22 protein-coding genes are annotated in these 22,765 nt (G+C 71.6%); 11 read left to right on the top strand and 11 right to left on the bottom strand.

Annotation, left to right across the window (positions count from 1 at the left end; translation table 11 throughout):
• Positions 1 to 184 precede the first annotated feature (184 nt).
• The 6 genes from ACWD0F_RS33830 (at position 185) to ACWD0F_RS33805 (ending at position 5,590) form a co-directional block, all read left to right on the top strand.
• Positions 185 to 922: a hypothetical protein gene (locus ACWD0F_RS33830; RefSeq protein WP_449882914.1), complete on the top strand. Its 738-nt coding sequence runs from the start codon at positions 185 to 187 to the stop codon at positions 920 to 922.
• On the top strand, positions 919 to 1,629 hold the full coding sequence (locus ACWD0F_RS33825; RefSeq protein WP_449882912.1) for a hypothetical protein: 711 nt from the start codon (positions 919 to 921) through the stop codon (positions 1,627 to 1,629). The genes ACWD0F_RS33830 and ACWD0F_RS33825 overlap by 4 nt, the downstream gene beginning before the upstream one ends.
• 2 nt (positions 1,630 to 1,631) lie before the next feature.
• On the top strand, positions 1,632 to 1,850 hold the full coding sequence (locus tag ACWD0F_RS33820) for a hypothetical protein (protein ID WP_449882911.1): 219 nt from the start codon (positions 1,632 to 1,634) through the stop codon (positions 1,848 to 1,850).
• A gap of 70 nt (positions 1,851 to 1,920) precedes the next feature.
• Positions 1,921 to 2,658, top strand: coding sequence for a maleate cis-trans isomerase family protein (locus ACWD0F_RS33815; RefSeq protein ID WP_449882909.1), 738 nt, complete (start codon positions 1,921 to 1,923; stop codon positions 2,656 to 2,658).
• Positions 2,655 to 3,821, top strand: a complete 1,167-nt coding sequence (locus ACWD0F_RS33810) for an FAD-dependent oxidoreductase (RefSeq protein WP_449882906.1) — start codon at positions 2,655 to 2,657, stop codon at positions 3,819 to 3,821. The genes ACWD0F_RS33815 and ACWD0F_RS33810 overlap by 4 nt, the downstream gene beginning before the upstream one ends.
• A 32-nt stretch (positions 3,822 to 3,853) precedes the next feature.
• Positions 3,854 to 5,590, top strand: coding sequence for an RNA polymerase sigma factor (locus ACWD0F_RS33805; RefSeq protein WP_449882904.1), 1,737 nt, complete (start codon positions 3,854 to 3,856; stop codon positions 5,588 to 5,590).
• Between the two features lie 39 nt (positions 5,591 to 5,629).
• On the opposite strand, the gene ACWD0F_RS33800 is transcribed toward ACWD0F_RS33805, so the two are convergent.
• Entirely contained in the window at positions 5,630 to 7,552 is a 1,923-nt protein-coding gene (locus ACWD0F_RS33800) for a Xaa-Pro dipeptidyl-peptidase (RefSeq protein ID WP_449882902.1), read from the bottom strand.
• A 74-nt stretch (positions 7,553 to 7,626) separates the two neighbouring features.
• Here ACWD0F_RS33800 and ACWD0F_RS33795 point away from each other — a divergent pair, with 74 nt between their 5' ends.
• The 3 genes from ACWD0F_RS33795 to ACWD0F_RS33785 all read left to right on the top strand — a co-directional run bounded on the left by ACWD0F_RS33795 (position 7,627) and on the right by ACWD0F_RS33785 (position 9,957).
• Complete coding sequence (locus ACWD0F_RS33795; RefSeq protein WP_449882900.1) at positions 7,627 to 8,751, top strand: ADP-ribosylglycohydrolase family protein; 1,125 nt, start codon at positions 7,627 to 7,629, stop codon at positions 8,749 to 8,751.
• A 167-nt stretch (positions 8,752 to 8,918) separates the two neighbouring features.
• Positions 8,919 to 9,578, top strand: coding sequence for a FadR/GntR family transcriptional regulator (locus ACWD0F_RS33790; protein ID WP_449882897.1), 660 nt, complete (start codon positions 8,919 to 8,921; stop codon positions 9,576 to 9,578).
• Positions 9,579 to 9,714: 136 nt separating this feature from the next.
• Positions 9,715 to 9,957 carry a hypothetical protein gene (locus tag ACWD0F_RS33785; RefSeq protein WP_449882895.1) on the top strand — a complete coding sequence of 81 codons (243 nt, stop codon included), beginning with the start codon at positions 9,715 to 9,717 and terminating at the stop codon, positions 9,955 to 9,957.
• Positions 9,958 to 9,967: 10 nt separating this feature from the next.
• On the opposite strand, the gene ACWD0F_RS33780 is transcribed toward ACWD0F_RS33785, so the two are convergent.
• From ACWD0F_RS33780 to ACWD0F_RS33745, 8 genes are all read right to left on the bottom strand, one after another.
• On the bottom strand, positions 9,968 to 10,249 hold the full coding sequence (locus ACWD0F_RS33780; RefSeq protein ID WP_449882892.1) for a metal-sensitive transcriptional regulator: 282 nt from the start codon (positions 10,247 to 10,249) through the stop codon (positions 9,968 to 9,970).
• A gap of 73 nt (positions 10,250 to 10,322) precedes the next feature.
• Positions 10,323 to 10,886 carry a YybH family protein gene (locus tag ACWD0F_RS33775; RefSeq protein WP_449882889.1) on the bottom strand — a complete coding sequence of 188 codons (564 nt, stop codon included), beginning with the start codon at positions 10,884 to 10,886 and terminating at the stop codon, positions 10,323 to 10,325.
• A gap of 108 nt (positions 10,887 to 10,994) precedes the next feature.
• Complete coding sequence (locus ACWD0F_RS33770; protein WP_449882887.1) at positions 10,995 to 11,186, bottom strand: hypothetical protein; 192 nt, start codon at positions 11,184 to 11,186, stop codon at positions 10,995 to 10,997.
• A gap of 61 nt (positions 11,187 to 11,247) precedes the next feature.
• Positions 11,248 to 11,571, bottom strand: a complete 324-nt coding sequence (gene nirD, locus ACWD0F_RS33765; protein ID WP_449883062.1) for a nitrite reductase small subunit NirD — start codon at positions 11,569 to 11,571, stop codon at positions 11,248 to 11,250.
• Positions 11,571 to 13,997 (bottom strand): nitrite reductase large subunit NirB, encoded by a 2,427-nt coding sequence (nirB, locus tag ACWD0F_RS33760; RefSeq protein ID WP_449882885.1) that lies wholly within the window; start codon positions 13,995 to 13,997, stop codon positions 11,571 to 11,573. The genes nirD and nirB overlap by 1 nt, the downstream gene beginning before the upstream one ends.
• On the bottom strand, positions 13,994 to 15,388 hold the full coding sequence (locus ACWD0F_RS33755; RefSeq protein WP_449882883.1) for an FAD-dependent oxidoreductase: 1,395 nt from the start codon (positions 15,386 to 15,388) through the stop codon (positions 13,994 to 13,996). Before ACWD0F_RS33755 ends, nirB begins: the two co-directional genes overlap by 4 nt.
• Positions 15,385 to 17,415: a molybdopterin oxidoreductase family protein gene (locus ACWD0F_RS33750; RefSeq protein ID WP_449882880.1), complete on the bottom strand. Its 2,031-nt coding sequence runs from the start codon at positions 17,413 to 17,415 to the stop codon at positions 15,385 to 15,387. Before ACWD0F_RS33750 ends, ACWD0F_RS33755 begins: the two co-directional genes overlap by 4 nt.
• A complete protein-coding gene (locus ACWD0F_RS33745) occupies positions 17,402 to 18,712 on the bottom strand; it encodes an MFS transporter (RefSeq protein ID WP_449882877.1) in 1,311 nt (436 codons plus the stop codon). Before ACWD0F_RS33745 ends, ACWD0F_RS33750 begins: the two co-directional genes overlap by 14 nt.
• A gap of 204 nt (positions 18,713 to 18,916) precedes the next feature.
• Between ACWD0F_RS33745 and ACWD0F_RS33740 the strand changes: the two genes are divergently transcribed.
• Complete coding sequence (locus tag ACWD0F_RS33740; protein ID WP_449882875.1) at positions 18,917 to 19,207, top strand: hypothetical protein; 291 nt, start codon at positions 18,917 to 18,919, stop codon at positions 19,205 to 19,207.
• A 60-nt stretch (positions 19,208 to 19,267) separates the two neighbouring features.
• Here the strand turns inward: ACWD0F_RS33740 and ACWD0F_RS33735 are convergent, their stop codons facing one another.
• Both ACWD0F_RS33735 and ACWD0F_RS33730 read right to left on the bottom strand, forming a co-directional pair.
• Positions 19,268 to 19,753, bottom strand: coding sequence for an N-acetyltransferase family protein (locus ACWD0F_RS33735; protein WP_449883059.1), 486 nt, complete (start codon positions 19,751 to 19,753; stop codon positions 19,268 to 19,270).
• A complete protein-coding gene (locus ACWD0F_RS33730) occupies positions 19,719 to 20,603 on the bottom strand; it encodes a hypothetical protein (protein WP_449882873.1) in 885 nt (294 codons plus the stop codon). The genes ACWD0F_RS33735 and ACWD0F_RS33730 overlap by 35 nt, the downstream gene beginning before the upstream one ends.
• A gap of 211 nt (positions 20,604 to 20,814) precedes the next feature.
• Between ACWD0F_RS33730 and ACWD0F_RS33725 the strand changes: the two genes are divergently transcribed.
• Positions 20,815 to 22,713: a hypothetical protein gene (locus tag ACWD0F_RS33725; protein ID WP_449882870.1), complete on the top strand. Its 1,899-nt coding sequence runs from the start codon at positions 20,815 to 20,817 to the stop codon at positions 22,711 to 22,713.
• Positions 22,714 to 22,765: the final 52 nt, after the last annotated feature.

The raw sequence follows: 22,765 nt of genomic DNA, 5'->3' as shown, positions 1-22,765 counted from the left end.
GCAGGCAGGTAACAACTTATGCGCAAACTGTCAGTTGACATAGCCCTCTCCATAAGCGGACTATCGACGTGTGTGGTAACTGAGGCTTAACAGCCGGATGATGTGGCCGCAGCCGGCGGTCCCGCCACAGGGGCGCGCTCCGCGCTTCCGGTTCTGGAGAGTTCCCGCAAGGAGGTGGCCGGACGTGACCATGGATTCCTCGGGCAGTTCCTGGTTCTCCGACGAGCCCGCTTCCTGCGGGCAGGAGCAGGTGGTCCAGCGCATCTGCGCACGGGTCGCCGGGCCGATCGCCGGCGCCGGCGTGCACGTCGCGGGCCTGCCGCTCGGCGGTCTCCAGGTCTGGCTCGACACCCCTCGTCACCGCTGGCGTTTCCACCACCGGATGGCCCGCGAGTTGCGGCTGGCCGGCTGGCACACGGAGACGGGACCTGATCGGCTGCTGTTGCTCGGGTGGAGTGCGGTCTGCCTGAGCCACCGTGCCAGGATGCTGAGCGCGGCCCTGGCGGGACGGCTGGCCGACGTCGACAGGACGGCGTTCATGGCCGTCATGATCGCCACCCGGTTGTGTCACGAGGGGTTCCCGGACGAGGAACTTCCGGCCGAGGTGGAAGCTCGCTGCGGCGACGCGCTGCGCTGGCCCGCCCGGCTGGCCGATCTCGACGGCTTCGAACGCAGGTCGTCGCTGGAGCCACTGCGGCTCAGACTGGCCCAGGTGGCCGGGCTCGAGGCCAAGGTGAGCCGTCGCTGCGGCGAGCACCTCGCACTCGCCTCCAAAGTCGCGCGTACGGTGGCCGGTGGTGCGGTGCCGGCCGATGCACGCGTGTCAGGGACGCGGGTCTCCGCGCAGGGGACCGGGCTGACGGAGCGCATGGTCTGCGTCAGCGTCCCCAACATGGCGATGAGCGCGGGGACTTCGCGATGACCCTGACGCCCCTTCGCGAACACCGGGCCGCACCGGCCCCGGCGGCCGGGCCACGGCCCGTCGCCGGCGGCGGCGCGGTGGTGGTGCGCGTGATCGGGGCGGATCCACCCGGCAGGCCGAGCGGGCGCACGCTCGGGCTTGCCTTCGCCTGCCTGGGCGCGGCGACGGTCATCACGACCGCGTCCTGGCAGGCCCTCATGCCGGCGTTGCCATCAGATGGCGGGCGGCGGCCGGCCGAGTACGGCCGGCGCGGCCTGTCCGTCCCCTGCGCGGGACTGGTGGCGGCGCTGTTGGCGCTGGCCCCGGCGCTTCCCAACCCCCCCGGCACCGTTCGGCACGTGCCCGACATAGTCGGCTCGGTGCTGCTGGCCAGCGCGGTAGCGGCTGGCGTGCTGGCCATCTCAAGGGGTTGCGTCTGGGGTCGGCTCAACTCGCGTTCGCCGGGCCGCGCGGCCGCGTTCGCCGTGGCGCTGACGGGATCGCTCGCGATCTCACGTCCGCGTCGCGCGAGCGTTCCGCCGGTCCGGCGACGTAGCGGACTTCCACGGATGCCCGCTGAGCCGGCGTCCGAGCCCGCCTCCATGCCGCGGGCCGTTTCGCCCGCCTTGATGCCGCGGGCCGTTTCGCCCGCCTTGATGCCGCGGGCCGTTTCGCCCGACTTGACCGGCCCGGCTTCCGAGTCGCCGGCCTGTGATGAAGAGGAGTGATCATGCTGACCGACGAAGTGCGCAGGTCCGACCCGCACGAAGTGCCCACGCGCGGCGTGCGGCCCGGTGCGCCGGCGCCGTCCTGGGGCGAGGACCGGGACGACGTGCCGCCACCGGTGGCAGAGCCGGCGCGGACCGTGCACCGGTTGCGCCGGATCAGGCAGGTGTCCGTGCGGGCCATCCCCGACATCGACCAGGCGCTGCGGCATCCCGCCTCGTGAACCCCGCCTTCCCTCGCTGGAGGAGACCCATGCGCACCGTCACCGCACCCGCTCGTCACGGGGGTGCGCCATGAGCCGCGGCAGGGTGGGCGTGATCGTGGCCCCCGCGAACCCGTCGGCGGAGCCCGAACTGACCCGGCTGTTCGGCTCACGCGCCGACATGCACGTCACCCGTTTCCCCGTACCCCATGGGCTCCCCCTGTCCGAACGGCTGGAGAGCTACAACAGGGCGCTGCCCGCGATGCTCCGCGCGTTCGACGGCCTGCCGTTGCGCGCGATGGTCATGGCCTGCAGTGAGCCCCGCTACCTGCTCGGCCCCGACGAGGACCGCGGCCAGTGCGCCGAGCTGACCTCCGCGACCGGGGTGCCGTTCGCCTCGGCCACCCAGGCCACCCGCGAGGCGCTGGAGCACGTGGGCGTGGGCGATCTCGTGCTCATCTCGCCGTACCAGCCGTGGCTGACGGAGCTGGCCGAGCGGTTCTGGAAGACGGCCGGCCTGAACGTCACCCAGGTGGTGCAGGTCAGGGCCAAGGAGGGCTACTCGTCCTACCAGGTCACCCCGGCCGAGCTGATCCACCAGGTCGAGCTGGCGGAGCCGCCCGACGACGCGGTGCTGCTGTTCACCGGCACCGGCATGGCCACCCTCCCCGTGCTCGGCCCTCTCAGCACCGGCACCGACCGGATGTTGCTGACCTCGAACCTCTGCACGGCCTGGTGGGCCCTGTCGCGGGCCGTCGGGGAGCACGTGACGCTCAGCCGCGTGCCCTACCGCCGCCCCATGGCCGCCCAAGGGAGGCGCCCGGCATGAACGGCGTCATCGTCGTCGGAGCGGGACCCGCCGGGCTGACCGCGGCGCTCTCGCTCGCCAGGGCGGGGGTCCCCGTCACGGTGCTGGAGCGCGACAGCGAGCTCAACCGCCAGTCGCGGGCCTGCACGTTCCATCCGGCCACGCTCGACCTGCTCGACGACCTCGGCGTGGCCTCCCGGCTCGTCGCCGAGGGCCGCGTGGTGGACCGGGTGCAGTGGCGCGACCGGTCGGGGATCGTGCTGGCCGAGATGGGCATGAACCGGCTGGACGGCCTGACCAAGCATCCGTTCAGGATCCACGCGGACCAGACCGCGCTCACCCCGCTGCTCCTGTCGGCCTTGAACGTCTACCCGGACGTCGACGTACGGTTCGGCACGCACGTGGACGGCGTGGCGGAAGGCGGCACAGGGATCCGGGTCCGCGTCGGCCACACCTGGACGCGGGCCCGGTACATGATCGCCGCCGACGGCGCGCACAGCACGGTACGGGGCTCGCTGGGGCTGCCGTTCCCCCGGTCGGCCTATCCGACACAGGCGCTGCGGGTGTTCACCGACTCGCCGCTCGACCGGCTGCTGCCGAGCATGGCGCCGCTGACGTACGTACGGGATGTGCAGCAGTCGTGCACGCTGCTCGGGCTGCCCGACCACTGGCGGATCATCTTCAAGATCCCCTGCGACGCGAACGAGCCGCTGTCCCCGTCGAACCTGTCCCTGCTGATCCGCCGGACCCTGCCGGGGGCCAGCGAGCCGATCCACGTGACGGGCGCCGACCGGTTCGGGTTGTCCAGGGGCGTGCTGACGTCCTACCGGTGCGGCCGGGTGCTGTTCGTGGGCGACGCGGCGCATCTGACCTCGACGGTCGGCGGGCTCAACATGAACGCGGGCATCCACGACGCGGCCGAGGCCGGCCAGGTGCTCGCGGCCGTGCTCGGCGGCTTCGCCCCGCCCGCGGCGCTGGAGGCGTGGGCCTGGCGGCGGCGTTCGGTGCTGCTGCACCGGGTGATCCCGCGCGGTGAGACCCGGCTGGCGGGCGTCCGCGAACGTGACAACGCCCGGCTCGCGGCGGCCATGGCCGGTCTGCGGGCCATCGCCGGGGATCCCGAGGCGACCCGCGCCTACCTGGCGCAGGCGTCCCTGCTGGACACCGTTCCTGGCAAGGGCTGACAGATCCGTAGTCGATCGAGGAGGTGAGACGGATGTGGCGAACCCTGTCCGACGACGCTCGCCAAGCCATTCGTGACCTGTGCGACAAGCACGGAGCCCGCCTCTACGACTATTGCCGCACCGAGCTCGCCGCCGGCGACGCCGAGCAGGCGGTGGCCGGCGCCGTGCTGACGGCGCACCTGTACGGTGACCGGGTCGTGGACCCGGCCCTGCGCCGGCCCTGGTTGTACGCCGTGGCCCGCGCGCACCGCGCGGTCGTCGCCAAGCCCGCGAGCATCGGCTCCTGGTCCCGCCCAGGACGCATGTCGGAGCTGCTGCCCGAGGCCCTGCTGTCCCTGCAGCGCCCGCAGCGGGAGCTGCTCGACCTGTCCGTCCGCCACGGGCTCGCCGACCCGGAGCTGGCCGCGCTCTTCGAGCTGGGCGAGGACGAGGTCCGCGTCCTCGTCACCGAGGCCGCCGCCGGCCTGGAGGAGTGGTTCGCCGCGATCATCGCCGCGCGCGGCCGCGACGGGTGCTCCGAACTGACGGCCAAGATGGCGGAGTGGGTCACCGCCCCCGGCCGCCGGGCCAGGGCCAGGATCGGCCGGCACATCCAGTCCTGTGCGACCTGCCGGGCCGCGCCCAGGACCATGACGGCGGGCGCGCTGCTGCGCCGCCTGCCGATCACCACCCTGCCCGGCACACTGCCGGGCCGGCTGGCGTCTGCGCAGCCGCTGCCCGGCGAAGGACCACTCTGGCGGGCGGACGGCTTTCCTGTGCAGGCCCGCACACTGGTGGAGGCGGGCTCTTCCCCGCCTTCGCCGGACGCCGACGCCACGCCCTCCCCCCCGGTCGCCGGCCCCACGACGGCGACCCCGGGAAAGCCCTGGTCGGCGGCGGGCGCGGCTGCCGCCGACCAGGAGCCCCCGCCGGCCCATCCGCCCGCCGCCGCGGCTCGCGGGCGGCATCCGTTCACGCCGCCCAGCCGTACGCGGGCCTTCCGCGGCGGCGCGTACGGCGACAAGCTGGTCTTCAGCGCCGTCACCAAGGGCGAGAGCAACGGGACGCACAACAGCGGGGCGATCGTCCGCTACGGCGGCATCACCCTCAACGGCGAGCTGGCCGAGCTGCGCGGTGCCGGGCCGCAGTTGCAGGAGTTCTGGCGGGACCGGCCGGACGAGGACGACGATCCCGAGGCCGGCGCGCCGATCAGGGCCGTGTCCAGGCTCGCGCTGATCCTCGGGGTGGGGCTGCTGGCGGCCGGGCTGGTCTGGGCCGTCCTGAACGCCCGCCAGCACCCCGCCACGCTCACCAAGGCCGCCGCGCAGACGAGCGTGCTGCTGGAGGAGCCGGCCCGCCGGGTGGCCGCGGCCACCGTGCCGACCGCGTCCGCCGAATCGCGGCTGACGAGCGTGGCCAGGAAGGCCGAGCTGCCCAGGCCGGCGGCGCCGGTGGCCAGGTTGTCGCCGTCGTCGGTGTGGCTGGGCTCGGGGCGTACCGGATCGTTCGCGTTGTCGTGCACGGGGAGCTGCGAGGTCACCTCGGCCACCGGCACGGACGGCATCGCGGTGTCCGGCACGTCCTTCAGGGTGCGGGCGCCGGTCACGCGGTCCGGCTGTTCGGAGCGGGAAGGCGTGGAGCGCGGCCGGATCACCGTGCGGTGGGCCGGCCGGACCACCGGCGACGGCACCCGCACCGGCGGCAGCACCGCCGGGACGGGCACCCTGACCCTGGCCGTGGCCTGGACGACGGTCGCGGACGACCGGGACGCGCGCCGCGTCTGCGAGTGAGGGCCTTGGGCCCGGACCGGGCCCAAGGCGGTCATCCGGCTAGAAGAAGGTGAACTCGGGCTCGGGCTGCGGCAGGGTCACCTCCGCCGGTCCGTTGAACCGCGCGGTGTCCTGCGGCACCTCGGTCAGCGGCGTGCCCAGGACGAACGGGACGACGATGCTGCTCCTGGCCAGGTCTATGGTGACGTTCGCGCCGGTGCCGGTCTCGCCGGTGTAGGTGGTGTCGGTGCCCGCGACCACGAGACCGATCCGGTGGCCCTTCTTGAACGTGTAGTCCTGCGGCAGCGTCAGCCACTTCACCGTGCCGTACGTGCCGGCGGGCAGCGGCTTGGCCTGGCTGAGCGAGTCGCGGTTCTGCACGTCGATCCAGCCGCGGGCGACGATCTCCAGCGGGCGGGTGGCCGTGTTGGTGACCACCTTGCGGTAGCAGGCGTCGTCGGCCGCGGTGCTCTCGCCGTGGCAGTCCTCCTCGGCGAGCGTGGTGATGCCCTGGCCGCGCCGCCAGTCGACGCGGGTGTCGTCGCCGAAGTCGACGAGCAGGGCGGTCAGGTTGGCGGTGGGCTTGTCCAGCTTGACCCGCAGGTCCGCGGTGGGCGTGCCGGACAGCCGCAGGTCGAGCGGGAGGGCGCCCGTGGTGAACGCCACCCGTCCCGGGTTGGCCGTGCCGACGTCCGCCGTCATGTCGGTCTCCGACAGGGCGACGTCGGTGAACGTCGCGGTGGCGTTCCTGGCGGCGGGCTTGAGGCCGAGCGAGCCGTCGGCCGCCGGGCGCAGCGCCGCCTTGAGCGCGAACGGGGCCGGCCAGTCGCGCTGGGTGATCCAGCGGGCCGGGCCGATCTCGACGTCGGCGCGGGGCTCCTGCGTGATCCCGTTCCGCACGCCGTGCAGGTAGTGGTCGAACCAGCGGTGCAGGGTGTCGACCCACAGGTCACGGCGGCCCTCGAAGTCGAACGGGTCCACGTGCTGGGTCTGGCCGACCCAGATCTTCCGCGCCACGTTCCGGTCGGCCAGGGCCTTCCACCAGGCGGAGAAGTTGTCGGGCCGGACATTGAGGTCGTTGACCGTGTGCACGACGAACACGCTGGCCTTGACCTTGGAGGCGTCGCCGAGCAGGCCCTTGATGTAGTCGCGTTCGGCCCAGAACGGGTTGTGGTTACCCGTGTCGTCGCCGTCCTCGGCGTCCATCTTGTCCCGTACGGGCTGGCACTTGGCCTCGGGGTCGGTGTCGACGTAGTTGGCCAGCCAGGAGGCGTAGTCGTAGTTGTAGATCACGCCGTTGGAGCGCTGGTACTTGTACCAGGAGCTGATGGCCGAGATCGGCACGATGGTCTTGAGGCCCTCGACGCCGGTGGCGGCGACGGCGTTGGCCAGGGTGCCGTCGTACGACTTGCCGATCATCGCGGACTTGCCGGTCGTCCAGTCGGCCACCGCCGGGGTGCCGTCGGCCTTGACCGCCTTGGCCCGGCCGTTCAGCCAGTCGATGACGGCTTTGCCGCCCAGCACGTCGGCCTTGCCGCCGATGTCGGGGCAGCCGTCCGAGCGGGTGGTGCCGAGCATGTCGACGTTGAGGACGGCGTAGCCTCGGGGGACGAAGTAGTTGTCGTAGAAGAGCGGAAATTTCGTGACATTTCCGGCGGCGTCGTACACCTTCCGCTCGGCCTCGTTGCCGCGGCCCGAATTGTCGTAGTACGGGCTCTCGTCGATGATCACCGGGACCTTGAGCCCGGGGCCGGACTCCTTGGGCCTGATGATGTCGACCCGTACCTTGTCGAGCGTGCCGTCGAGGTCGCTGTCCACGGTGGACTCGACGTAGACGTGTTCGCGGACGGCGTCCGCGTAGGAGAAGACCGGCTGTGTGCGGCCGTTCTGGATGCTGACCCTGGGTTCGGCCGTGGCCTGGGCCGGGGTGGCGATCGCCAGGGTGAGGGCGACGGCGAAGAGGGCTGGGCGTAAGGGTGACACGCGTGTCCTCCGAGACTTATAGCGAAATAATGCGCAATCTCCCAGACCGCTCCGAAGCTGGCAAGATCCTGCGTATGGATGTTCGGGATCGGGTTCTGGGTTGCCTCCTCGGGGGCGCGATCGGTGACGCGCTGGGAGCGCCCATCGAGTTCCAGTCGCTGCGGGAGATCCGCAGGGAGCACGGGGCGGCTGGCATCACTGGATATGTCGCGACTTGGCAAGGTAAAACCGGCCTTATCACCGACGACACCCAGATGACCCTCTTCACCGCCGAGGGCCTGATCCACGCCCGCGCCGATCACGGTAGCGGACGGCTCGGCGAGGATGCGGGTGGCGCGCGGGAGGCCCGTTCCGGCGAGGCGGGGCCGGCGACGTACCGGTCGGTGCGGGCGGCGTACCTGCGCTGGTTCGACACGCAGAATTACCACACTCCCCCGGCCGAGGACCTCCCGCACCGCACGGGGTGGCTGCGGCAGGAGGGCTGGCTGTACGCGCGGCGCGCCCCCGGCAACACCTGCCTGTCGGGTTTGCACCGGCCGTTCCCCGGGCCGTCCGCGCTGGGCGAGCCGGGACCGGTGAACGCGCACTCGAAGGGCTGCGGCACGGTCATGCGCTCGGCCCCGTTCGGCCTGGCCGCCGCCCCCGGAACACCGCCCGGGAACGGAGCCGCCCTGGACGCCGGGACCTGGAGCGGGCCGGCCGATCCCCGGGCGGCGTTCGAGCTGGCGGCGGTGTGCGCGCAGATCACTCACGGTCACCCGACCGGCTACCTGGCCGCCGGCGCGTTCGCGGCGATCACCGCGTACCTGATGGCGGGCCAGTCGCTGGAGCCCGCCGTCCACCACACCCTGGGCCTGCTGGCCGGCTGTCCGGCGCACGACGAGACCACCGCCGCCCTGCGCGCCGCCGTGGCACTGGCGGCGGAAGGCGACCCCTCGCCGGAGCGGGTGGAGACGCTGGGCGGCGCCTGGGTGGCCGAGGAGGCCCTGGCCATCGGCGTGTACTGCGCCCTGGCCGAGCCCTTGGTGGACCGCGCCCTGCTGCTCTCGGTCAACCACTCGGGCGACAGCGACTCGACCGGCTCGGTGTGCGGCAACCTGCTGGGCACCCTCCACGGCGCCGCCGCCCTGCCCACCGCCTGGCTGCGCCCGCTGGAGGGCCGCGCCACGATCGAACGCGTCGCCGCCGAACTGTCCTGACCCCCGCCCCGACCCGACCCGACCCGCTGACCCGGGCGCGATCGTGACGTCCGGCCACAGAACCGGCAGCGCCGCAATTGTTACCCGCGGGCTTGCCCGCATGACCTCCGGTCGGCGTCCCGCCAGCGTCTAGGCTTGCCTTCTCCAGCCGGATGAGAAGAGGGTGCATGCGAAACGTCGCTCGGACCTCGCTCGTGGACGCCGCCATCGACGAACTCCGCCGGGAGATCGCCGACGGCGTGTGGCCGGTCGGCACGAAGATCCCGTCCGAGAGCCAGCTCGCCCAGAGCCTGGGCATGAGCCGGTTGTCCGTGCGCGAGGCGGTGCGCGTCCTGGCCCATGCCGGGCTGCTGCACACCCGGCAGGGTGACGGCACCTACGTCACCGCCACGGACGAGTCCAAGGTCGCGCTGCGCCGCCGCCTCGACACGGCGGCCGCCATGGACATCATCGACGTACGCCGCGGGCTCGACCTCGTGGCGGCCAGACTGGCGGCGGGCCGGCGCACGGAGGAGGACCTGGCGGCGATGCGCGAGACGCTGGCCCGCAGGAACGCCGCCGGGCGCGCGGGCGACCTCGACCGGTTCGCCGACGCGGACGTCGACTTCCACCTGCACGTGGCGGACGCGGCGCACAACGTGCTGCTCGGCGACCTCTACCGCAGCATGAGCGACGCGCTGCGCGACAGCGTCAGGGATCAGGAGCAGGCGGCCCTGGATCCGGACAGCTCCCACGAGGACCTGATGCGGGCGATCGAGGCGGGGGACGTGGCCGGGGCGGTGGCGGTCTCGGTCGCCATCCTCGACCAGCAGGAACGCGACCTCTGACCGCACCGGATCGGCCGGCCGGCCACTCCCCGGAACGGAGTGCGACATTTCCCGATAGGGCGCGCACAATGGAGGCGCGCACCGGGAAAGCGCGCACCGGGCGAGCCATTCGGGGCGAAAGGAGGAGGCTGACGCCGTGTCCGCCGCCGGACGCGAATATCTGACCGCGATGCTGGACGTGCTCGTCTACGAGAACGTATTGATCGCGTGGCGACAGTTGCCCAGCGGATACCTGATCGTCTCGCACGAGGGCGAGGAGATCAGGCTGACCGCCCCGCAGGCCGAGATGTGGACGCAGGGCGCCTTCGCCGTCTACCTGGCGCTGGTCGATCAGCGCCGCATCACGCCCCGCATCCCCGGCGACACCACGCAGCACTAGACACCACGCGTCACGATCGGACGAGCCGGGCGATGGCGTCGGCCGCCTCCTTGATCTTGGCGTCGGCCTCGTCTCCGCCCTTGCGCGCCGCATCCGCCACGCAGTGCGCCATGTGCTCCTCCAGCAGGCCGAGCGCGAACGACTGCAGCGCGCTCGTCGCCGCCGACACCTGGGTCAGGATGTCGATGCAGTATTGATCGTCCTCGACCATGCGCTGGAGCCCGCGCGCCTGACCCTCGACCCGGCGCAACCGCCGGAGGTGCTCCTGTTTGTCGTCGGTGTATCCGGCCATCTCCGTGGTCCTTCCACTCGCCACACCGACGGCAACATTATACCCCCCTACCGTATTTCACCAGAGAAAGCCGTCAGCCCGCCTGGTTGTTCATGAACTGCGAGATCTTCCACTCGCCGCCCTCCCGCGCGAGCACGAACAGCTCACGGTAGGTGTCCTCGCCCATCTTGCTGGTCGTGCGGACGATGGAGCTGTCGCTGCCGAGCGTCTGCGAGTCGTCGACGGTGTGCGTGGCCTGCGCCTGCTCGTTGGAGCCCTTGAGCTGCTCCTGGAACAGGGTCTTGATCGGCGCGGCGCCCTCCGCCGTGGCCTCCCCGTCCATCGCGACCACGGCGTCGGGCGTGAACAAGCTGGCGACCTGGTCCACGTTGCCCGACTTCAGGGCGTTGAAGTAGCTCTGGACGACCGCCTGCGCCTGGCCGCCGGCCCCGCCCGTTCCCGTGTCGGACGGGGACGGCGACATGGTGTCCGTGCCCGTCTCCTCTGGCGACATGGACTCGACGTCCGTGGGGGTGGCCGGGCTCGCCGCCCCCTTCATCGCTTGGGTGTTGTCGCTCCCGGAGGAGCAGCCCGCGATGAGGACGGCGGGAACGATCGCGGCCAGCAGGAGTGCCCTGCACTGAGAAATCTTGCTCATGACCGCTGTGATGCCCGCGCCGGACATGGGCGAATGCCTGGTTTATACAGTCCGGACGACGCCTTTACCTGCTTTCGGCATTAGTGCCGGTATTACTCACGGTAACGCTTAACAGAAATGAGGGAGACCGTTCAGTGCCGCGATCGTTGCCGCATCGAGACCAGGATTCACGTACTCGCGGATAGCGTCCGTCCAGTGCCGCGAATCCTGGCGAATCCCGAACCCCTCCCCCAGCGTGACGACGCCGAGCGCTGCGACGATCTCGATTCCGGACGGCGGTGCGTGCTGCCAGCGGCCCATCGGAGCCCACACGTCTATCCACCGGCGGAGATCGTCAGGTAGCGCCCGGCGATGAACCCCGCTAGACGACGCTGACCTCCACGCCCCCGTCGGCCACCCGCACCGGAAAGATCGGCACCCGGACCCCGTCCTCGTCCAGGCACAGCCCGGACACCAGCGAGAACACCTGCTTGTGCAGCGGCGAGGCCACGGTCGGCTCGCCCCTCCTGGTGCCGACGATGCCGCGCGAGAGCACGTACGCCCCGCTGAACGGGTCGAGGTTGCCCAGCGCGTGCAGGGTGCCGTCGTAGGTGCGGAACACGGCCACCTGCACGTCCCGCACCAGGGCGCAGACGCCGCGCTCCGGCGGCAGGGCGTCGAAGTCGCAGATCCGGGTCCAGGCCATCACGCCATCACCGGCTTGATCTGGCCGCGCTCGGTGCCGAACACGATGGACGGGTCGGGCACGCCGGGCGCGTTGACGAAGCTGACGAAACGGCTCAGCTTCGCCGGGTCGTCCAGCGTGGCCTGCCACTCGTCGGCGTACGTGCTGGTGTGCTGCCGCATCTGCTCGTCCAGGTCGGCGCAGATGCCGAGCGAGTCTTCCATGATCACCTCGCGGAGGTAGTCGAGGCCGCCGTCGAGCGACTCGAGCCAGGCGGCGGTGCGCTGCAGGCGGTCCGCCGTGCGGATGTAGAACATGAGGAACCTGTCGATGGTCCGGATCAGCTCATCGGTGCTCAGGTCCTTCGCCAGCAGGTCGGCGTGGCGGGGCTTGAAGCCGCCGTTGCCGCCGACGTAGAGGTTCCAGCCCTGCTCGGTGGCGATGATGCCGAAGTCCTTCGACCTGGCCTCGGCGCACTCGCGGGCGCAGCCGGAGACGGCCGACTTGAGCTTGTGCGGCGAGCGCAGGCCGCGGTAGCGCAGCTCCAGCTCGATGGCCATGCCGACCGAGTCCTGTACGCCGTAGCGGCACCAGGTCGAGCCCACGCACGACTTCACCGTGCGCAGCGACTTGCCGTAGGCGTGCCCGGACTCGAACCCGGCCTCCACCAGCCGCCGCCAGATCTCGGGCAGCTGGTCGACGCGCGCCCCGAACAGGTCGATCCGCTGCCCACCGGTGATCTTCGTGTACAACCCGAAGTCGCGGGCCACCTCGCCGATCACGATGAGCTTGTCCGGCGTGATCTCGCCGCCGGGGATGCGCGGGACGACCGAGTAGGTGCCGTTCTTCTGGATGTTGGCCAGAAAGGCGTCGTTGGTGTCCTGCAGCGTCGCCCGCTCGCCTTCGAGCACGTGCCCGTTGTGCAGCGAGGCCAGGATCGAGGCCACCACCGGCTTGCAGATGTCGCAGCCCCTGCCCTGCCCGTGCTCGGTGATGAGCTGGGAGAACGTGCTGATCTCGCGGACGCGGACGATGTCGAACAACTCGGCCCGCGAGTACGTGAAGTGCTCGCACAGCGCCTTGCTGACCTCGACCCCCGACTTCTCCAGAAGCTGCTTGAGCATCGGCACGCAGCTTCCGCAGGTCGTCCCGGCCCGGGTGCACGCCTTGATCCCCGGCACGTCGGTGACGCCCTTGTCGGCGACGGCCGTGCGGATGTCACCGGCGCACACGTTGTTGCACGAGCACACCTGCGCGTCGTCCGGCAGGTCGAGACTGGCCCCGGCCCCGCTGAAGAGCAGGTCCGACGGCGAGGCGGGCAGCTCCTTGCCCACGAAGGGCCGGAGCGACGTGTACGGCGAGGCGTCGCCCACGCAGATGCCGCCGAGCAGGGTCCGCGCGTCGTCGCTGATGAACAGCCGCTTGTAGACGCCGCTCACCGGGTCCATGTAGGTGACGTCGAGCGCCCCCTCCATCGCCCCGAACTGGGCCACCTCGACCCCGAGCAGCTTGAGCTTGGTGGACATGTCGGCGCCCTCGAACACCGACGAGCCGCCCATGATGCGGTCGGCGGCCACCTCGGCCATCGTGTTGCACGGCCCGACGAGCCCGTAGACCATGTTCCCGGCCAGGGCGCACTCGCCGACGGCGTAGATGGCGGGATCGGAGGTGCGCATCGCGGAGTCCACCACGATGCCGCCGCGCGGGCCCACCTCCAGCCCGGACGACCTGGCCAGCTCGTCGCGCGGCCTGATGCCCGCCGAGAACACCACGACCTGCGCGTCCAGCAGCGTCCCGTCGGGCTTGAGCAGCCCGGTGACCTGACCGGCGGAGTCGGTGACGATCTCCTGGACGCCCGAGCCCGCGTGCACGCGCAGCCCGAGGCTCTCGATGTGGGATTTCAGCACCGAGCCGCCGCCCTCGTCGACCTGCCGCGGCATCAGCCAGGGGCTCATCTCGACGATGTGCGCCTTCAGCCCGAGCGCCCGCAGCGCGTCGGCGGCCTCCAGGCCGAGCAGCCCGCCGCCGACGACGACGCCCTCGGCGGCGTCCTTGGCGGCCACCCTGATGGCGTCCAGGTCGTCGATGGTCCGGTAGACGTAGGCGTGCTCGGCCCCCGGCACCGGCGGCACGAACGGCGCGGACCCGGTGGCCAGCACGAGCACGTCATAGGGCTCGTGCCGGCCGTCGGCGGTGGTGACGGTGCGCGCGTCCCTGTCGATGCCGGTGACCCGGCTGTTGAGCCTCGTCACGACCCCCGAGGGCACCGGGTAGGTGAGGTCCTCGATGGTGGTGCCCGACAGATAGGAGGTCAGCGCCACCCGGTCGTAGGCCGGGCGCGGCTCCTCGCCGATCACCGTGATCCGGCCCTCGAAACCCTGGCCGGCCAGGGTCTCGACGAGCCGGTGGGCCGTCGGCCCATACCCTACGACGACGATCCTGTTCATACGGAGATCCCTTCCTGCTCGCACAGCCAGCCGACGATGCCCTCCACGGCGTCGTGGCAGGTCCCGCATCCGGTCGTGGCCCTGGTCGCGGCCGCCACTCCGGCCACGTCCCGCGCCCCTGCCTCCCAGCACGCCCTGATCTGGCCCTTGGTCACGTTGTTGCACTGGCAGACCTTGGCCGCGTCGGGCATCAGCACCGGGCTGTCGGCCACGGGAGCCGACGACAGCCCGGGGAACAGCAGCCCGGCCCGGTCTCCCGGCACCGGCCCGCCCCGGTCGAAGAGCTGGGTGAGCGTGCCGACGGCGTCGCTCTCGCCCAGCAGGATCGCGCCGACCAGCCGGCCGTCGCGGATGACGAGCTTGCGGTAGGTGCCCCGGGCCCGGTGGCTGAAGCGCACCACCTCGGCGTGCTCCTCCGAGAGCTGGGTCTCGCCCATCGCGGCCAGCTCGACGCTCTTGGCCTTGAGCCTGGTGACGAGCCTGGAGCCGCGGTAGCGGGCCTTGCCGCCGGTGATCACGTCGGCGGCCACGGAGGCCTGCTCCCAGGCGGGGGCGACCAGGCCGTAGACGGTGCCGTCGTGCTCGGCGCACTCGCCGATGGCGAAGATCGACGGGTCGTCGGTGCGCAGCTCGTCGTCCACGACGACGCCGCGCCGCACCTCCAGGCCCGCGTCGGCGGCGAGCCCGGTGACCGGGCGGACGCCGCAGGCCAGCACGACCAGGTCGGCCTCGACGAGCTCGCCGCCGGCCAGCCGGACGCCGTCGGCGCCGACGGACCCGGCGCTCACGCCGGTGCGGATCTCGACGCCGAGCCCGGTCAGCGTCTCCCCCAGCACCTCGCCGGCCTCGACGTCGAGCTGACGCTCCATCAGGTGCCCGGCCAGGTGCAGCAGCGTGACGGGCAGGCCGCGCCCGGCCAGGCCGCGGGCCGCCTCGATGCCGAGCAGGCCGCCGCCGACGACGACGGCCCTGCGGGCCTGGCCGGCGGCCGCGCTGATGGCCTCGCAGTCGTCGAGCGTGCGGAACGGGATGGCCAGCTCCACCCCCGGGATCGGCGGCACGATGGCGTCGCTGCCGGTGGCCAGGACCAGCAGGTCGTACGGCTCGCGCCGGCCGTCCTCGGTGACCACGTGCCGGGTCTCCCTGTCGATGTGCGCCACCGGGCTGCCGAAGACGGCCTCGACGTTGTGCGCGGCGTACCAGGCCGGGTCGACCAGCCGCGCCTGCTCGGGACGGGAGCTGCCGGCCAGCACGTTCGACAGCAGCACCCGGTTGTAGGGATGGCGGGACTCCGCGCCGAACACGGTGATCCTCATGTGCGGGTCCCTGGCGCGTATCTCGCTGACCAGCCGCGACCCGGCCATCCCGTTGCCCACGACGACGAGCCTCATGAATCCCTCTCCACCCTGACCGCGCAGACCTTGAACTCCGGCATCTTCGACGTCGGGTCGAGAGCCGGGTTGGTGAGCCGGTTGGCGCCCTCCCAGTGGAAGGGCATGAACACGGTGTCGCGCCTGATGGCGTCACTGATCCTGGCGACGGCCTTGCTCTCCCCCCGCCTGCTGCTGACGCGCACCATGTCTCCCGCGACGATGCCGAGCTGCTCGGCCAGATCGGGATGCAGCTCGACGAACGGCTCGGGGGCGGCCTGGACCAGCGCCGCGATCCTGCGGGTCTGAGCGCCGCTCTGGTAGTGGGCGAGCACCCGGCCGGTGCTCAGGTGGACGGGGTAGTCCTCGTCGATCTCCTCCGCCGGCGGCCGGTGCTGGACGGGCACGAATCTGGCGCGGCCGTCCGGGGTGGCGAAGGCGTCGAGGAACGGCCGCGGCGTCCCGGGGTGCCCCGGCTCGGGGCAGGGCCAGAAGACGCCGGTCTCGTTCACGATGCGCTCGTAGGTGATGCCGGAGTAGTCGGCCGGGCCGCCCGCGCTGGCGCGGCGCAGCTCGTCGAAGACCTCGGCGGGCTCGGTGGCGAAGCCGTGCCCGAGCCGCTCGGCGAGCCCGGCGATGACGTCGAGGTCGCTCCTGACGCCGTCGGGCGGCGCGACGGCCCGGTCGCGGAGCAGGACGCGGCCTTCGAGGTTCGTCATGGTGCCGCGCTCCTCGGCCCACTGCGTCACCGGGAACACCACGTCGGCCAGCGCGGCGGTCTCGGACATCACGAAGTCGCAGGTGACCAGCAGGTCGAGGGCGCCGATGCGCTCGGCGACGTGCTCGGCGGCGGGCGCCGAGATGACCGGGTTGGAGCCGAACACCAGCAGCGCCTTCGGCCCGTCCGGGGTGCCGAGGGCGTCGAGCAGCTCGTACGCCGACCGCCCAGGACCCGGCAGCGAGTCGGCGGGCACCCCCCACACGGCCGCCACGTGCTCGCGGGCCGCCGGATCGTCGATCTTGCGGTAGCCGGGCAGCTGGTCGGCCTTCTGGCCGTGCTCGCGGCCACCCTGCCCGTTGCCCTGCCCGGTCACGCAGCCGTAGCCGGAGCCGTACGTGCCGGGCAGGCCGAGCGCCAGCGCCAGGTTGACGAAGGCGGTGACGGTGTCGGTGCCCTTGGCGTGCTGCTCGGCGCCGCGCCCGGTCAGGATGTAGGCGTTGCCGGCCGCGGCCAGGGCTCTGACCGCCTGCCGCATCCGGTAGACGGGCACCCCGGTGATCCGCTCGACCCGTTCGGGCCACCAGGCCGACAACGAGGTGCGCACGTCCTCGAACCCGGTGGTGCGGGCCGCGACGTACGCCTCGTCCACGAGCTCGTCCGCGACCGCCAGGTGCAACATCCCGAGCGCGAGCGCCAGGTCGGTGCCGGGCGCGGGCTGCAGGTGCAGCCAGGCCAGCTTGGCCGTCGGGGTGCGCCGGGGGTCGATGACGATCAGGCGCGGCCCCGACAGGTGCCGCACGAACGGCGGCATGGTCTCGGCCACGTTCCCGCCGGCGAGCAGGACGACGTCGGCGTCGTCCAGGTCGGTGATCGGGAACGGCATGCCCCGGTCCATGCCGAACGCCCTGATGGCGGCGGCGGCGGCCGAGGACATGCAGAACCGGCCGTTGTAGTCGATCTGGCTGGTCCCGAGCGCGACCCTGGCGAACTTGCCCAGGGAGTACGCCTTCTCGTTGGTCAGCCCGCCCCCGCCGAACACGGCCACGGCGTCGGGGCCGTGCTCGGCGCGGATGGCGGACAGCCGGTAGGCCACGTAGTCGAGTGCCACGTCCCACTCCACGGGCTCCCCGTGCAGGAGCGGAGCGGTCAGGCGCGCGCCGTTGGTGAGCAGCTCGCCCGCCGTCCAGCCCTTCTGGCACAGAGCGCCCGAAGCGTTGGCGGGGATGTCGGTCCTGGGGCTGATGGCCGGCCCGGGACCGATCGTCATGCCGCACTGCAGGGCGCAGTAGGGGCAGTGCGTCTTCGTCGTCACGTCAGACCCGGGCATGGGCGAGGCTCGCCACGACGGAGACGCCGACCTTGCGCGTGTAGCACGCCCACGTGAGCCCGCAGCAGGCCACGTAGAACACCGCGAAGGTGAGGAAGGCGGGAGCGGGGGTGCCGGCCGCGGCGAACGACATGCCGAACGCCCGGTTGATGAGGAAGCCGCCGAGTGCTCCGACGGCCGAGATGATGCCGATGGCCGCCGACGCCTGGCGCTTGCCGTACATCAGGGCCTCCTCGCTCTCGCCGCGCTCCGCCACGGCCTTGGCCTGGAAGATGGCGGGGATCATCCGGTACGTCGAGCCGTTGCCGATGCCGGCGGTCAGGAAGAGCACCTGGAAGGACAGGAAGAAGAGCCAGAAGTTGCCCGAGCCGCTGGCCGCCCAGACCAGCACCACGCCGCCGCCCATCGCGGCGAAGTTCCACAGCGTGACGGGGGCGCCGCCGAGCTTGTCGGCCAGCCAGCCGCCCACCGGCCTGATCAGCGACCCGACCAGCGGCCCGACGAAGGCCACCACGGCGAACGGGGCCGCCGGGAACAGGCTCTTGCTCAGCAGCGGGAAGGCGGTGGAGTAGCCGATGAACGAGCCGAACGTGCCGATGTACAGGAACGACATGATCCAGGTCTGGGCCTTGCCCGCCACCGCGAGCTGCTCGCGCGGGTCGGCCTTGGCGCTGGTCAGGTTGTCCATGAAGAACCAGGCGCAACCGGCGGCCACGACGATGAACGGGATCCAGAACCAGCCCGCGGCGGCCAGCCCCAGCGAGCCGATCACCAGCGGCATCACGAGCTGGACCGAGCTGACGCCGACGTTGCCGCCGGCGGCGTTCAGTCCCAGCGCGACGCCCTGCTTGTGGCGGGGGAAGAAGTAGGTGATGTTGGCCATGCTGGAGGCGAAGTTCCCGCCGCCGACCCCGGCCAGCGCCGCGATCAGCAGGAACAACCAGTAGGGCGTCTCAGGGTTGTTCACCGTGATGCCGAGGAGCACGGCGGGGATCAGCAACAACAACGCGCTGACCACGGTGAAGTTGCGCCCGCCGAATCGGGCGGGGCCGAAGGTGTAGGGCACCCGCAACACCGCGCCGATCAGGTTCGGCAGCGCGACCAGCCAGAAGAGCTGGTCGGTGGTGAACTCGTACGACCCCATCTTGGTCGCCACGATGCTCCACAACGTCCACACGGTGAAGCCGAGGTGTTCGGCAACGATCGAGAAGATCAGGTTGCGGCGTGCCACACGCTTGCCTGAGTTCTCCCAGAAGGCTGGCTCATCGGGGTGCCATTCGGCGATCCAGCGGGCCATCGACCTCTCCTACGCTCGGCATCCGGGAATGTCCAAGGTAGGAAGGGCTCGTTACGCACTTTGACGTTCCGTGGCTGTGCGCTGGTTACGGGTGACGCACCTTCGTAACAAGCCACGCACAAGTGTCACGGTGGAAACATGCCGGTAATGGTCGGTTACCTGCCTGCCCCTCGGGTACCTGCATTCACAGTAAGAGGGGGGAACATGATCAAAAAACTGCACGACATGGGCGTCAAGTCCAGTCACATGTACACCGCGGGGGCGGCGTCGATCATCCTGTCGTTCGGGACCTGGCTCCTGTCCAGGAGCGCCGAGAAGGCAGGGCTCGACCGGGCCGACCGCTGGGGCATCTTCATCGGCGAGTGGGCACCCACGTTCTTCGCCGTCGGGGTGGCGCTCCGCATGGAGGAGACCCATCGCGACCTCGAAGAGGAGGGGATGGGGAGATACGACGAGGCCGGGGCCACGCGGTCGCGCTCGCACGCCGGCGTTTAACGGGGATGTCACGCAGGTCGCGTCACGGTACGTGACCTGCGTGGTCCCGGTGGCGGGTGATCAGCGGCGCCGATCGGCCAGGCGCTGGAGCGGCTCGTCGGTCAGCCGGTATTTCAGCCACTCGTTCTGGCGCACCGCGCCGAGCTTGTCGTAGAAGGCGATGCTCGGCTCGTTCCAGTCGAGGACCACCCATTCCAGGCGCCGGTATCCGCGCTCGGCGCAGATCGCGGCCAGCTCGCCCATCAGAGCCAGCCCGTGGCCGCCGCCCCGGTGCTCGGGGCGTACGTAGAGGTCCTCCAGGTAGATGCCGTGCACGCCCTTCCAGGTGGAGAAGGTCAGGAACCACAGGGTGAACCCGACGGCCTCTCCGTCGTGCTCGGCGATGTGCACGAAGGCGGCGGGGGCCGTGCCGAAGAGCGCGGTACGGAGGTGCTCCTCGGTCGCGGACACCTCGTGCGCGGCCTTCTCGTACGTGGCGAGCTCCTGGATCATGCCGAGGATCGCGGGCACATCATCGGGCGTAGCTGGGCGAATCATGACATTCAGCGTATGGGCTGGGCAGCGTCCTGAACGCCTCGCCCGCCGGGTTGTCGCGCGTGTGCCGGCCGAGCCGGTCCTGGAGCTTGATGAGCGCGGCGCTCCGGTCGAGGGCGGGGACCGCCACCGCGTCCCCGGCCAGATCGAGTTGCACCGTGTGGTCGTCGGCCAGGAACCGCCACGTCCAGCCCGGCCAGCTCGTGGTCGGCCAGTCGAAGACGCGGTAGAGCGGGTCGATGCTCCACGCCACCGCCGCGCGCTTGTCGAGGTCGAAGTGCACGCCGGAGTCGGGGGTCAGCGCGACCTCGCCGGTCCTGGCCGCCTCGGGCAGCTCCGCCAGCAGGCTCTCGCCCCGGCCGATGACCTCGAAGGGCACGTTCGCCAGCGCGTACGCCTGGCATCCGCCGCCCTGCGCCACGGTGACGAGGCAGCTCCGGTAGTCACCGACCGGCTGCAACGCCTGCCGGCAGGGGTGGAGGTCGGCGTGCACCTGTGACAGATCCTCGCCGAGCGCCAGGATGATGTCGGGCAGGCCCTGGTAGAGCCAGTCGACCTGCCACCCCGGCCAGGTGAGCCCGAGCACCTCCAGCACGGCCGCCCGGACGGCCAGGCCGCCGTGGGCGATCGTGTAGAAGCCCAGGCGCCGCTCGTCGGGCGCCACGATCGCCGCCGCCTCGCACATGAGCTCGTTCGTCCACACCCGGTCCCTGCCGGTGAGGTGATGCTGGCTCCGGATGAACCGGAGCGCGAAGTCCGGTCCGGGCAGCAGATCGAGGTCCAGCTCGCTGGCTCCCCAATGGGAGTAGAAGAGGTCCCAGGACCCGTCCTGGACGATCACGTAGTGTGCACGGTGGCCCATGCCGGTCACGGTAGCCACCCCATGTGCGGCGCGTTAGGGGAATCACACAATGAGTAAGAGTGATTTCGCACGGCACAATGACGTCCCGGATTGAACCCCGGCGTATGTGTAAAACGTCCTACTCCTAGAACGGTATTCGGGGAACCGTTGCCAGCCTCAGCCCAGATGACCGACAGGGGAGCGGAAAGTGGGCGTTGCACAGCAATTGAGGGTGCTCTTGCCCTCGTGCCCGGATCTCAAGCTGGCCCTCGTGCTGGGCGAGCGCGCGCTGTTCGTGAACGGTGACCTGCAGACCGCACGGCGCTGGTACGACACGGCCTACCGGCAGGCCGAGCTCTGCGGCGATCCGCCGGCGCTGGCACTGGCCGCGCTCGGACTCGGCGGCGTGTGGATGCACGAGCACCGGACGTGCGCCGAGACGGAGATGGTGCGGGCGCGCCAGCGGCACGCGCTGGCGCTGGTCGACCCGGGCTCGTCCTTGGCCCTGCGGTTGCGTGTGCGGATGCGCGGCGAGGAGGACTACCGCGCGGGCGAGCACCGCGCGGCTCTGGGCCTGCTGACGCAGGCCAGAGGCTCGGGTGACGCGACGGCGCTGGCGGAGGCGCTGAGCCTGGCCCACCACTGCCTGCTCGGCCCCGAGCACGGGGCGATCAGGCTGGAGCTGGCCAGGGAGCTGATCGGCCAGGCGGCCGTCACCGAGCGCAGGGGCGACCTGCTCATGGGCCTGTTGTGGCGGACGGTCGATCTCTACCTGGCGGCCGATCCGCACGCGGAGCGCTGCCTGGAGGAGCTGCGCGGCCTGCTGGACGACCATGACCACCTCGCGGTCGGCTACGTGGTCAACTCCATCGACGTCATGCTGACCATCCGCGCCGGACGGTTCGCCGAGGCGGAGAAGCTCGCGGCCGCATGTTACGAGCTCGGCGTCACGGCCGGCGACATGGACGCGACCGGCTGGTACGGCGGCCACATCGCCGCCATCCGCTGGTACCAGGGCCGCACCGCCGAACTGGTGCCCGTGTTGTCGGACATGGTCAACTCGCCGACCCTGAGCCCGATCGACAACTCCTACCTGGCGGCCCTGGCGCTGGCCACGGCGACCGCGGGCGACCACCGGCCGGCGGCCGGCCATCTCGCCCGGCTGCGCGGCCACGACCTGGCCGGCCTGCCCAGGTCCAGCACGTGGCTGACCGCGATGTACTGCGTCGTGGAGACCGCCCACCTGCTGCAGGACGCGGAGACGGCGGCCGAGGCGTACGCGCTGCTGAGCCCGTTCGCGCGGTCGCCGGTGATCGCCAGCCTGGGCGTGACCTGTCTCGGCTCCGTCCAGCACTCCCTGGGCATGGCCGCGCTCACCACCGGCGACCTGACGAGCGCCGCCGAGCACCTGCGGGCCGCCGTGCACGCGAACCTGGCGCTCGGGCACTGGCCGGCGGCGGCGCTCTCGCGCTGCCGGCTGGGGCAGACGCTGGCGCTGCGCGACGGGCCCCAGGACAAGGCGGCGCGCAGGGAGCTGAGCGCCGCCGCGCAGGAGGCCCGCGAGCTCGGCATGACGCTGCCCGCCGTGGTGCGGCGGGCGGCCAGGTCGCCCGGCCACTGCCGCCTGGGCAGGCACGGGCGGCAGTGGCAGATCGAGCTCGGCGGGCGGTTCGCGCTGGTCGACCACAGCGTCGGCATGGGGCATCTGGCCACGCTGATCGCCAATCCCGGCCGCGACATCCTGGCCGCCGACCTGGCGGCGGGCACGTGGGCGGAGGAGGGCGAGGGCACCTCGGCCCAGCCGGTGCTCGACGACGTGGCCAGGGACACCTACCGGCGGCGGCTGGCGCAGCTGGAGGACGAGATCGACGAGCTGGAGTCGATGTACGACCTGGAACGGGCGGCGACGTTGCGGCTGGAGCGCGAGTGGCTGATGGCCGAGCTGGCTGCGGCGACCGGCATCGGCGGGCGGGCCCGGCCGTTCACCGGCAGCGAGGAACGCGCCCGGATCGCCGTCGGCAAGGCGATCAGGCGGGCGCTGTCACGCATCTCGGCCGTGGACCCGGCGATCGGCGCGGAGTTGCGCGCCACCGTGCACACCGGACTGCGCTGTTCCTACCGGCCTACGTAGGCGCACGTCCTACCGGCCTACGTAAGCACATGGCACGGAAGTGGAACGGGAT

Source organism: Nonomuraea sp. NPDC002799 (genome assembly GCF_053592075.1).
The sequence above is the reverse complement of the archived record's forward strand: the minus strand, read 5'-3'. Positions and strand labels throughout refer to the sequence as shown.